Below are 12,327 nucleotides of genomic sequence, written 5' to 3'. Positions count from 1 at the left end.
CCTATCCTGTGGTGGTTTGTTACGGGAGTTGTAGAATCGCATGCGCGTTCGCCGGTGCGTGAGAGCCTTCCGAGGGGGGAGGCGGGCCGGCAACCGCACAACGGGGAAGCAGGGGGCGGTCAGGGGGGTGGCCATGCACAGTGACGGCAGCCTCGCCTCGACGCGCTGGCATGAGGAGCTCAACCGGGTCGGGACGCTGTCCGGACGGGAACGACAGGTCTTCGACCTGATCGGGGCCGGGCACTCCAACCGCGGCATCGCCGCCCGACTGCACGTCACCGAGCGCACGGTGAAGGCCCACGTGGCCAACATCCTGGCGAAGCTCGGTGTGGAGTCGCGGCTTCAGGTAGGGCTGGTGGCCCAGGTCCACCAACTCATGTACGAAGGTACATGGCCGCACGAGCCACGTGTGACCGATACTTGACCAGCGCGAATGATACCCAGGCTTTTCCCCATTTTCAGGCCCCCCTAAACAAGTCGACCGCTGTTCGTAGTGGCGGGCCTGAGGTCTCAACAGAAAAGCTTGTGGCTGGAGTTCACCGCTAGGGACGGGGAAATTGGTGTACATCTCCATTTTGGGCCCACTGTTGATCGGCGACGGTCAACGCACAGTAGGTCTAAGGGCGAAGAAGAACCGCGTGATGTTGACCATGCTGGCGCTCAACGCCGGCCAGGTCGTCGCGTTCGACGAGCTGATCGACGAACTGTGGGGGGAGGCACCGCTCAAGAACGCGCGCAACGCGCTGCAGGCCAACGTCAAGCGCATGCGCAAGTCCTTGGCGGAGCTCGGCCTGGAGGGGCCGGACCAGGAGGTCATCCGCACGGTCGACAACGGATACATGCTGAACGTCTCGGAGGAGTCGGTCGACGCGTACCGGTTCCTGCGGACGGCGGAGAAGGGCGCGCAGCTGGTCGGCGACCGGCCGTACGAAGCCATGGACACGCTCCGCGGGGCACTCGCGATGTGGCGCGGACCGGCCCTGCTCGACACGAGCGACGGGCCCTGGTGCCGGGCCGTCGCGCTGCGTCTGGACGAACAGCGCAAGACGGCCCGCGAGGACCTGATCGCGGCTCAGCTCCAGGCCGGCGAGGCCGCCGCGGTGGTGGCCGAGCTGAAGCAGTTGCTCGCGCAGTACCCGGAACGGGAGCGGTTCAGCGAGCAGCTGATGATCGCGCTCTACCGGTGCGGCAGACAGTCCGAGGCCGTCGACATCTTCCACCGCACGCGGAAGTGGCTCGACGAGGAGCTGGGGCTCAAGCCGAGCCGCCGGCTCCACCACCTCTACCAGGCGATCCTGATGCAGGATCCCTCCCTGTAGGTCCCGGACAGCTCCCGGGGTGACTCCCGGGGCGAGGGCAGCTCGCCCCGTCCGCCGGCGGCTCCGTCAGGGGCCGCCGGCGTTCTTGCGCGTCGTTCCGGCGCGTGTCGTTCTCGTGCGTCGCTCCGGCGGTGGCCGGGCCCGGTCTCCCGGGCCCGGCCACCGGGCGTTTCAGGACCCGCGCAGCCCGGTGTCGACCACCGCGCCGATCCGGCGGGCCGCCGCCGGGGCGAGCATCTCCTCGTGCCCGCACGGGACTTCGTGCAGGGTGAGGGCACCGGTCAGGTGCGCGCGCCAGCGGTCGGCCAGTTCGGCGGCCGGGGCGCCCTGGACCTCGTCCGCCGCGGTGAACAGCAGCAGCGACCCGTCGAACCGCCCGGGCGTGAACTCCCGCGCGATGTCGGTGTGGTGGCGCATCACCGTCATCAGCCGGCCGAGCTCCCGGTCGTCGATGCCGGCCCCCGCGGCGTGGTGGGCGAGGAAGGCCGAGCGGATCTCCTCGTCGGTCGGGTCGTGGTCCCCCTCGCGCACCGGGAAGACGTCCAGCGCCGCCAGGAAGGCCACCCGCTCGCCCTCCGCCTGCAGGCGGACCGCCATCTGGTGCGCCACCAGGCCGCCGAAGGACCACCCCAGCAGGTGGTACGGGCCGTGCGGCTGCACCCGGCGGACCCTGGCCAGGTAGAGCTCCGCCAGCTCCTCGACGCTCTCCGGCCGGTCCCACTCCCCCTCGGCGGCCGCGACGCCGTCGGACTGCAGCGCGTACACCGGCCGGTCCGGATCGACGTGCGGGGCCAGTTCGGCGTACGGCAGGCCGAAGCCCACCCCGCCGTGCACGCAGAACAGCGGCTCGGCGGAGCCCGTCGGGCGGATCGCCAGGACCGGCTCCAGCAGCTCCTGCGTCACCCGCGGGGCCGGCCCGGAGGGCCGGGCGGCCGCGGCGAGCGCCGCCACCGTCTTGTGCGTGAAGACGTCGGCCAGCGAGAGCGTGAAACCGGCCTTGGCGGCCCGGCTGACGATCTGCACCGAGCGCAGGCTGTCCCCGCCGAGGGCGAAGAAGTCGTCGTCCGCGCCGATCCCGTCCAGCCCGAGGATCTCGGCGAAGACCCCCGCGATGGCCTCCTCGGCCGGGGTGCTCGGCGGCTGCGCCGGGCCCCGGCCGGCCGCGGGCGCCGAGCCGGGGGCCGGCAGCGCGCGGGTGTCGAGCTTGCCGTTCGCGGTCAGCGGCAGCGCGGGCAGCGTCACCAGGGTCGCGGGCACCATGTGCGCGGGCAGCGACTCGGCGACGAAGGCGCGCAGCACCGGCACGTCCACGGCGGCGACGCCGGGCAGCGGCACCACGTACCCGGTCAGCTGGGGCACCCCGGTGGGCGAGGGGACGACCAGCACCGCGGCCTGGACCACCACCGGGTGGCGCACCAGCGCGGCCTCGACCTCGCCGAGCTCGATCCGGAAGCCGCGCAGCTTGACCTGGTGGTCGACCCGGCCGACGTAGTCGAGCGTGCCGTCGGCCCGCCAGCGCACGAGGTCGCCGGTGCGGTACATCCGGGTGCCGGCCGGGCCGTACGGGTCGGCGACGAAGCGCTCGGCCGTGGTGACCGGGCGGCCCAGGTAGCCGTGCGCCAGGCCGGTGCCGGCGATGTACAGCTCCCCGGTGACGCCGACCGGCGCGGGCGCGAGCGCCGCGTCCAGGACGTACAGGCGGTGGTTGTCCAGCGGGCGGCCGATCGGCGGGCGGCCGCTGCCCGGCAGCAGCGGGTCGCTCCAGGTCGCGCAGACCGAGGCCTCGGTCGGGCCGTAGGCGTTGCGGAACTCGGTCAGCGGGGCGAAGCGGTCGACCAGCGCGGGCGGGCAGGCCTCGCCGCCGACCAGCAGGTGCAGGCCCTCGGGCAGCACCACGTCGTCCGGCAGGCCGGCCACCACGGTCGGCGGCAGCACCACGTGGTTGACGCGGTGCTCGGCGAGCAGCGCGCCCAGCACCTCCCCGGAGACCCTGCTCTCGTCGGTGGCGCACACCAGGGTGCCGCCCGAGAACAGCGAGACCCCGAGCTCCCACACGGTGGCGTCGAAGCTGAACGAGGCGAACTGCAGCACCCGGGTGTCCGGCCCGGCGCCCATCCGCGCCCGGTGGTTGGCGACCAGGTTGGCGGCCCCCCGGTGCGGCACCACGACGCCCTTGGGGCGGCCGGTGGAGCCCGAGGTGTAGATCACGTAGGCGACGTCGTCCGGCCCGAGCGGACGGGTGCGCTCGGCGTCGACGGGGTCGTGGTCCGGCCGGCCGGTCAGGTCGGAGCGGGTGGCGAGCGAGTCCAGGACCAGCGGCACGACGCCGTCGGGCAGCCCGGGCAGCCGGTCGGCGACGGCCTCGACGGTCAGCACCTGGGCGGGCGCCGCGTCGCCCAGCATGTAGGCGATCCGGTCGGCCGGGTACTGCGGGTCGACCGGCAGGTAGGCGGCGCCGGTCTTCAGCACCGCGAGCAGCGCGACCACCAGCGGCGCGGAGCGCGGCATGGCCAGCGCGACCACGTCGCCCGGGCCGACCCGGCGCTCCAGCAGCAGGTGGGCGAGCCGGTTGGCCCGCCCGTTGAGCGCCGCGTAGGACAGCCGCATGGTCGCCGGTCCGGCCGGCACGCCGTCGGGGCCGATCAGGGCCGGGTGCTCCGGGTCCGCGGCGGCCAGGCCCTCGAACAGCTCCGTCAGGGTGACCGGGGTGAGCGGGGCGGTCGGGCCGGCCCACTCCTCCAGCAGGACCCGCCGCTCCTCGGCGGTGAGCAGGTCGAGGGCGCTGAGCGGGGCGTCGGGGGTGCCGGCCGCGGAGCCGAGCAGGGTGGCCAGGGCCCCGGCGAGGCGGGCCGCCGTCGCCCCGGTGAAGAGGTCCTCGCGGTACTCCAGGCGGATGTCCAGCCCGGCCGGGGAGCCGTCCGGGCCGGTCCGCTCCAGCACCTGGAAGGACAGGTCGAACTTGGCCGTGGTGGAGCCGACCGGCAGCACCTCGGCGGTCAGGCCGGGCATCGCGGGCAGCGGGTCGGCGCTGTTCTCGAAGGCCAGGATCACCTGGAAGAGCGGCTGCCGGCCCATCGAGCGGACCGGGTTGAGCTCCTCGACGAGGTGCTCGAAGGGCAGCTCGGCGTGCGCGTAGGCGGTCAGGTCGCTCTCCCGGACCCGCCCGAGCAGGTCGGTGAAGCTCGGGTCGCCCGAGGTGTCGGTGCGCAGCACCACGGTGTTGACGAAGAAGCCGACCAGGTCGCGGACGGCGTCGTCGGTGCGCCCCGCCACCGGGCTGCCGAGCGGGATGTCGGTGCCCGCGCCGAGCCGGGTGAGCAGGGCGGCGAGACCGGCCTGGACGGCCATGAACAGGCTCGCGCCGCCGCGCCGGGCCAGCTCGGCGAGCCGGGCGTGGGTCGGCGCGGGCACGGTGCACCCGACCTCGCCGCCGCGGTGCCCGGCCCGGGCCGGCCGCGGGAAGTCGGTGGGCAGCTCCAGCTCCTCCGGGATGCCCGCCAGCGCTTCGCGCCAGTGCGCGAGTTCGGCGCTGGCCAGGCTGTCCGGGTCGTCCTTGGAGCCGAGCAGTTCGCGCTGCCACAGCGCGTGGTCGGCGTACTGCACCGGCAGCGGCTCCCAGCCGGGTGCGGCACCGGCCAGCCGGGCCCGGTAGGCCGTGGAGAGGTCCCGGGCGAGCGGGCCGAGCGACCAGCCGTCGGCGGCGATGTGGTGCACCGTCAGGGCCAGTGCGTGGTCGTCCGGGCCGAGCACGAACAGCCGGGCCCGCAGCGGCACCTGGGCGGAGAGCTCGAAGGGGTGGGCGGCCTCGGCGGCCAGTGCCGCCCCGAGCGCGCCCGGCTCCGATCCGGCGAGGTCCACCACGACCAGCCGGGCGCCGGCCCCGTCGGCCTCCCCGGGGGAGAGCACCAGCTGCGAGGGCAGCCCGTCGGCCTCGGCGAAGACGGTCCGCAGGCTCTCGTGCCGGGCCACCACGTCCCGGACGGCGGCGGCGAGCGCGGCGGCGTCCAGCGGGCCGGTGAGGCGCACGGCCAGCGGGATGTTGTAGGTGCCGGTCGGGCCGTCCATCTTGTCCAGGAACCAGAGCCGCTCCTGGGCGTGCGAGAGCGGCACCGAGGACGGCCGGTCGGGGACGGCCCGCAGCGCGGGGCGCCGGGGGCCGGCCGGTTCGCCGGCTGCCTCGGGCGCCTCCGGGTCGAGGGCCCGGGCCAGCGCCTCGGCCGTCCGGGCGTCGAACAGCGCCCGCACCGGGACGTCGGCGCCGAGCGCGGCGCGCAGCCGGTTGGCGACCCTCGTCGCGGACAGCGAGTGGCCGCCCAGCTCGAAGAAGTCGTCGTCCGCGCCGACCCGGTCGAGGCCGAGGGCCTCGGCGAAGACCGCGCAGAGCAGCTCCTCGCGTTCGCCCACGGGCGCGCGCCCGGTGCCCGCCCGCTCGTCCGGCGGGGCGGGCAGGGCCTTGCGGTCGATCTTGCCGTTGGGGGTCAGCGGCAGATCGTCCAAGGGAACGTACACGGCAGGGACCATGTGCGTGGGCAGCACCGATGACGCCCGCTCCCGCAACCGGTCGCGGTCGATCCCTGCCGGTACGACATAGGCGACCAGGCGGGCGTCCCCCGCCCGGTCGGTGCGGGCCGTGACGACGGCCCGCGTCACTCCGGGCTGCGCCGCGAGCACGGACTCGATCTCGCCGAGCTCGATGCGGTAGCCACGGATCTTCACCTGGTGGTCGCTGCGCCCCGCGTACTCCAGGGCGGCGCCGGCGGCGTCCCAGCGGACGATGTCGCCGGTGCGGTACATCCGCGCGCCGGACGGCCCGTACGGGTCCGCGACGAAGCGCTCGGCGGTCAGGCCGGCCCGGCCCAGGTAGCCGCGGGCCAGGCCGGTGCCGGCGATGTAGAGGTCGCCGAAGGTGCCGTCGGGCACCGGGCGCAGCGCGCCGTCCAGGACGTACACCCGGGTGTTGGCGATCGGGCCGCCGATCGGCGGCGGGCCGGCCTCGGGGTCGGTCAGGGGTGCGGCGGTGGACCAGATGGTGGTCTCGGTCGGGCCGTACACGTTGGTCACCGACGCGCAGTGCGCGGTGAGCGTACGGGCCAGGGGTTCGGGCAGCGCCTCGCCGCCGACCAGGGCGCGCAGCCCGGCCAGCCGGGGGGCGTGGTCGGCGGCCAGCGACTGCCAGAGGCTGGGGGTGGCCTGCAGCAGGGTGGCGTCCAGCCCGGTGACGGCGTCGGCCAGCGCGGCCGGGTCGCGGACCGTCCCGCGGTCGGCGACCAGCAGTTCGGCGCCGGCGGCGAGCGGGACGAACAGCTCCAGGTTGGCGATGTCGAAGCCGAAGGTGGTGACGGCGAGGAAGCGGTCGGCGGGGGTCACCGCGAAGCGGGCGACCATGTCCTCGACCAGGTTGACCAGGGCGCCGTGCGGCACCACCACGCCCTTGGGGCGGCCGGTGGAGCCCGAGGTGTAGATCACGTACGCGGGGTGGTCGGCGAGCGGGGCCGTGCGTGCGCGCTGCCCGTGCGCACCGGCCCCGGTCTCCGTGCCGTCCAGCACCCACAGCTCGCCGGTGGCCGAGCCGCCGTCCGCGGTGAGGAGCTCGCGGACCCGGCGGTGGGTGAGGGTGACCACCGGGACGGCGTCGGCCAGCATGTAGCGCAGCCGGTCGACCGGGTAGTCCGGGTCCAGCGGCAGGTAGGCGGCACCGGACTTGAGGACGGCCAGGGCGGCCACCACCAGGTCGCAGGAGCGGTCCAGCGCGATCGCCACGACCTGCTCGGGCCCGGCGCCGGCGGCGGTCAGCGCGGCCGCCAGTTCGTCGGCGCGCTCGTGGAGCCGGCGGTAGGTCAGCCGCTCGTCGCCGCAGCGGACCGCGGGGGCGTCGGGGGCGAGGGCGGCCCGGGCGTCCAGCAGCGGGGCCAGCCAGTGCCCGGACAGCGGCGTCGCGGTGGCGTTGCGGTCCTCGGTGACCCGGTCCCGTTCGGCCTCGTCCAGCACGTCCAGCCGGCCGCAGGGCTCGTCGGGCGCGGTGACCGCGGCGGCCAGCAGCCGGGCGAAGCGCCGCCCGACCAGCTCGGCCTCCGCCCGGTCGACCAGCGCCGGCACGTGGTTGACCGCGAGGCCGAACGGGGTGCCGGGGAAGACGGTCAGGGTGAGCGGGAAGTGCGTGGCGGAGCGGACGTCGGCGCCGGTCACCCGGGGGCCGCCGGCGGTGGCCAGCGGCAGGCCGCCCATCGGGTAGTTCTGGAACATCAGGGCGGTGTCGAAGAGTTCGCCGCGCACCGCGGTCAGCTGCTGGACCTCCGCCAGGGTCAGGTGCTCGTGCGCCAGCAGGTCGGCCTGCGAGCGCTGCACGTCGGCGAAGAGCTCGGCCGGGGTGCGGGCCGGGTCGACGTCCACCCGGACGGGCAGGGTGTTGGCGAACAGGCCCACCATCCGCTCGACGTCCGGGACCTCGGCCGGGCGGCCGGAGGTGACCGCGCCGAACAGCACCGTGTCCTGGCCGGTCAGCCGGGACAGCAGCAGCGCCCAGCAGCCCTGCACCACGGCGTTGACGGTCAGACCGCGCGAGCGGGCGAAGGCGGTCAGCGCGGCCGAGACCTCGGGGGTCAGGTCCAGCGGGACGGCCTGCGGCAGCGCGCCGGCCCCCTCGGCCCGGGCCCGGCCCGCCGGCACCAGCCGGGTCGGGTCGACCACTCCGGCCAGGGCGCCGGTCCAGGCCCGCCGGGCGGCCTCCTTGTCCTGCGCGCCGAGCCAGGCCAGGTGCGCCTGGTAGCGGGCGGCGCCGGTGCGCGGCTCCTTCGACGGCGTACCGCCGGCCTTCACCTCCTCTGCGAGCGCGGCGAGTTCGCCGATCAGCGAGACCATCGACCAGCCGTCCACCAGGATGTGGTGGACGGTCCAGATCAGCCGGCAGCGGCCGCCCCCGGCACGGGCCAGGGTGATCCGCTGCAGCGGCGGGCGGGCGAGGTCGAAGCGGCGCAGCCGGTCCTCCTCGGCGAGCCGGTCGAACTCCTCCTCCGGCCCCGCCGGGGCGGCCGTCACCGCGACCTCCCGCCAGGGCAGCTCGACGGAGGTGGGGACGACCTGGATCGCCTCGCCGTTCTTGCGGTGCCGGAAGCAGGCCTTCAGGTTGGGGTGCCGTTCCAGGAGGAGGCCGGCCGCGGTGCGCAGCGCTGCGGCGTCGGCGTCGGTCAGCTCCTCGAGGTCGAGCACCAGCTGAATGGTGTAGACGTCCGTCCCCTCGCGGTCGTACTCCGAGAGAAAGAGCAGTCCCTGTTGCAGCGGCGAGAGCGGGAGGACTTCACTGATGGCGGACGGCCGATTCAAACCGGGCTCCTCATGGAAGGCCTGCATGGTGCGGAATAACAAACGTTTTCCGATGGCGCTGACGGGCAACTGACCGGCAACTGACGGACCGCTGACGCGCGGCTCCCCGGCGGCCCGAAACCCTGGTGGCGGGCCCCGTCAGCAATCCGTCAGCCCCTCGTCAGCGCGCGACGAGAGGCTTGCCGCCGAGGCTAATTCGTTACCGAAGGCCAGGAGTCTCCAAGTGCCGGTCATTTCCGCGTCGCACGAATTCGAGGTCAGCGACCTCTTCGTGAATCTGCAGCCGTTCTTCGGGCACCGTCTCTTCCTGAAAGTCGAAGGGTTCAACTTCGCCGGGTCCATCAAGCTGAAGGCCGCCCGGGAGATGGTCGCCCAGGCCGAGGCCGCCGGGGTGCTCGGCCCCGGCTCGACCCTGGTGGAGTCGTCCTCCGGGAACATGGGCGTCGCCCTGAGCGTGCTCGCCGCCAGCCGCGGCTACAAGTTCATCTGTGTCACCGACTCGCGCTGCAACGAGGTGACCAGGCGCACCATGGAGTCGTACGGCGCCGAGGTGCACCTGATCGACGTGCCGCACGAGACCGAGGGCCTCCTCGGTGCCCGGATCCGCCACGTCAAGGCGCTGCTCGCCGCCGACGAGAAGCGGGTCTGGCTGAACCAGTACCTGAGCCCGGGGAACTGGATGGCCCACTACCGGACCACCGCGCCGGCCATCGCCCGCGAGTTCCCGGACCTGAACGTGCTGTTCGTCGGCGCGGGCACCACCGGGACCCTGATGGGCTGCGCCCGGTACTTCCGCGAGCGGCGCCCCTCGGTGCGGGTGATCCCGGTCGACAGCGTCGGCTCGGTCACCTTCGGCACCCCGCCGGCCACCCGGCACATCCCGGGCCTGGGCACCAGCGTCCGTCCGCCGCTGCTCGACGACACGCTGGTCGACGCCCCGATCCTCGTCGAGGAGGCCGACACCGTCCGCACCTGCCGCGAGCTGATGCGCGGCGGCTTCCTGTTCGGCGGGTCCACCGGGACGGCCGTCAGCGGGGCGCTGCGCTGGCTGGACGAGCACCACGGCGACGGCGCGGGCGGGGTGCGCGAGCGGATCACCGCCGTGACCATCGCCCCGGACCTGGGCGAGCGCTACATGGACACCGTCTACCACGACGCGTGGGTGCGCGACACGGTCGGCCCGGAGGGCCTGCTGCCCGGGATCGAGCACCGCGGGCTCGGGGCGGGCGTCGCCGCCGGGCTGCAGCCCGTGTCCGGCTGAGCGGACCGCACGGGCGCGAACAGCGGTGTCAGAGGTCGAGAGTGTCGCGGCGGGGCCGAGGCCGAGGATGACGGAGAGCAAAGCAGTGACCACCACCCGGAACGCAGTCCTGCCGCTGACCGCGGCGCAGGCCGAGATCTGGTTCGACGAGCAGTTCGCCGACGGGCCGCTGGCCTACAACATGGCGGACTACATCGACATCCGCGGGCCGCTCGACCCCGAGCTGCTCGGACGGGCGCTGCAGCGCCTCGGCCACGAGGCCGAGGGGCTGCGCGTCCAGTTCGTCGAGGAGGACGGCGCGCCGGGCCAGATCATCCGCCCGCTCGCGCAGATCCCGCTCAGGACGGTGGACCTCAGCGGCGAGGCGGACCCGCTGGCGGCCGCCGAGCGCTGGATGCGGGCGGACCACGCCGACCCGATGAAGGTCACCGACTTCCCGCTGTTCCGCGGCGCCCTGATCACCCTGGACGCCGAGCGGCACCTGCTCTACCTGTGCATGCACCACATCCTCGCGGACGGGTTCAGCCGCTCGCTGCTGTACCCGAAGCTCTCCGCCGTCTACACCCGGCTGGCCGCCGGCGAGGGCCCGGACGAGCTGGACGCCGACGCCATGCCGGCCTTCCACCGACTGCTGGACGCCGAGCGCAAGTACCTCGACTCCCCCAGCGTCGAGAAGGACCGCGCCTACTGGACGGACCGGCTCACCTCCGCCCGGCACGGCGCGGTGCCCGAGCTGGTGTCGCTCTCCGAGCAGGAGCCGGCCCCCGGCCGGGTCGCCCTGCGCGAGACCGCCCGGCTCTCCCCGGAGACCACCGCCGCGCTGCACGCCCTCGCCCAGGACGGCAAGGTCACCATGCCGGTCCTGATGGTCGCCGCGATGGCCGCCTACACCCAGCGCGTCACCGGCGTCCCGGCGCCGCTGCTCACCCTGCCGGTCACCGGCCGGGTCGGCGCGGTCAGCCGCGAGATCCCCGGCATGCTCGCCAACTACCTGCCGCTGGCCGTCCGGGTGCGCCCGGAGATGACCCGCACCGAGCTGCTGCGCGCGGCCTGGATCGAGGTCGCCGGCACCCTGAAGCACCAGCGCTACCGCGGGGACCGGGTGCGCCGCGACATCGGTCTGCGGATCGACGACCAGCGCGCCTTCGGCCCGTTCATCAACGTGCTCAACCAGGACCCGGAGCTGGCCTTCGGCGAGGGCTGCCGCGGGGTCGTGGTCAACCTGTCCACGGGCATCGTCAAGGACCTCATCATGACGGTCCTCAACGCGGACGACGGCACCGTCGAGATCCACCTCGACGGCAACCCCGAGCTGTACGACGCCGCCGAACTCGCCACCCACCTGGCCCGGTTCGAGACCTTCCTCGGCACCCTCGCCACCATGCCGGCGGACCGCCCGCTGGGCCAGGTGGGCCTGGGCGCCACCGGCGAGCAGCTCGGCCTGCTCGGCGGCTGGGACCGCGGCGCCGCCGCCGACCAGGGACTGGTGGAGCGGATCCGCGACGTCGCGGCCGCCCGGCCGGACGCGGTCGCCGCGGCCGACGGCACCGAGCGGATCACCTACCGCGAGCTGCTCGCCCGCGCGGGCGGCCTGGCCGCCCGGCTGGGCGACGCCGGGGTCACCACCGGTTCGGTGGTGGCGATGTACGCCGAGCCCGGCGTCCCCTTCGTCACCGGCGTCCTGGCCGTCCTGGCCGCGGGCGGCGCCTACCTGCCGCTCGACCCGACCGCCCCGGCCGCCCGCAACACCGGGCTGCTGACCGACAGCGGCGCCCGCCACCTGCTGGCCGGCGCCGGGTACCGGGACCAGGCCGCCGAGGTCGCCGCCGGGGCGGCCGCCGTGCTGCCGCTGACCGACCCGGCCGACGGCATCGCCGGTGCGGCCCTGCCGACCCGCGGCCAGGGCCTGGACCTCGCCTACGTGATGTTCACCTCCGGCTCCACCGGGAAGCCCAAGGGCGCGATGGTGCAGCGCTCCGGGATGATGAACCACCTCTGGGCCAAGGTCGACGACCTCTCGCTCACCGAGGGCGAGGGCGTCGTCCAGAACGCCCCGCTCACCTTCGACGTGTCGGTCTGGCAGATGCTGGCCCCGCTCGTCGTCGGCGGCACCGTCCGGGTCTCCGGCACCGAGATGGCCGCCGACCCGACCGCCCTGTTCGGGATGGCCCGCGACGAGCGGATCGCCGTCCTGGAGGTCGTCCCCTCCCTGCTGCGCGCCGCCCTCGACGCCTGGGACACCGAGGGCGACGCCCCCGAACTCCCGGACCTGCGCTGGCTGATGGTCACCGGCGAGGCCCTGCCCGCCGACCTCTGCCGACGCTGGCACGACCGCCACCCGCACATCCCGATGATGAACGCCTACGGCCCCACCGAGTGCTCCGACGACGTCACCCACGCCGTCATCCGCGCCGGCGACACCCTCAC

5 protein-coding genes are annotated in these 12,327 nt (G+C 74.5%); 4 read left to right on the top strand and 1 reads right to left on the bottom strand.

The window, feature by feature from the left end; all coding sequences use genetic code 11:
- Positions 1-133: 133 nt before the first annotated feature.
- Both ACFYUY_RS19295 and ACFYUY_RS19290 read left to right on the top strand, forming a co-directional pair.
- Entirely contained in the window at positions 134-424 is a 291-nt protein-coding gene (locus ACFYUY_RS19295; protein WP_360211133.1) for a helix-turn-helix transcriptional regulator, read from the top strand.
- A 214-nt stretch (positions 425-638) separates the two neighbouring features.
- Positions 639-1,319, top strand: coding sequence for an AfsR/SARP family transcriptional regulator (locus ACFYUY_RS19290; protein WP_360211131.1), 681 nt, complete (start codon positions 639-641; stop codon positions 1,317-1,319).
- 171 nt (positions 1,320-1,490) lie between these two features.
- Here ACFYUY_RS19290 and ACFYUY_RS19285 read toward each other — a convergent pair whose 3' ends face one another.
- The gene (locus ACFYUY_RS19285) at positions 1,491-8,639 is read right to left on the bottom strand and encodes an amino acid adenylation domain-containing protein (RefSeq protein ID WP_387901903.1); all 7,149 of its coding nucleotides are present in this window, start codon (positions 8,637-8,639) and stop codon (positions 1,491-1,493) included.
- A 223-nt stretch (positions 8,640-8,862) separates the two neighbouring features.
- Between ACFYUY_RS19285 and sbnA the strand changes: the two genes are divergently transcribed.
- Together sbnA and ACFYUY_RS19275 are read left to right on the top strand one after the other, a co-directional pair.
- Complete coding sequence (gene sbnA, locus ACFYUY_RS19280; RefSeq protein WP_360211127.1) at positions 8,863-9,900, top strand: 2,3-diaminopropionate biosynthesis protein SbnA; 1,038 nt, start codon at positions 8,863-8,865, stop codon at positions 9,898-9,900.
- Between the two features lie 85 nt (positions 9,901-9,985).
- The coding region (locus ACFYUY_RS19275; RefSeq protein WP_387901900.1) for a condensation domain-containing protein at positions 9,986-12,327 on the top strand (2,342 nt) is incomplete at its 3' end.

The organism is Kitasatospora sp. NPDC004745, from assembly GCF_042873275.1.
Classification (GTDB): domain Bacteria; phylum Actinomycetota; class Actinomycetes; order Streptomycetales; family Streptomycetaceae; genus Kitasatospora.
This window is presented reverse-complemented; position numbering and strand designations above follow the sequence as displayed.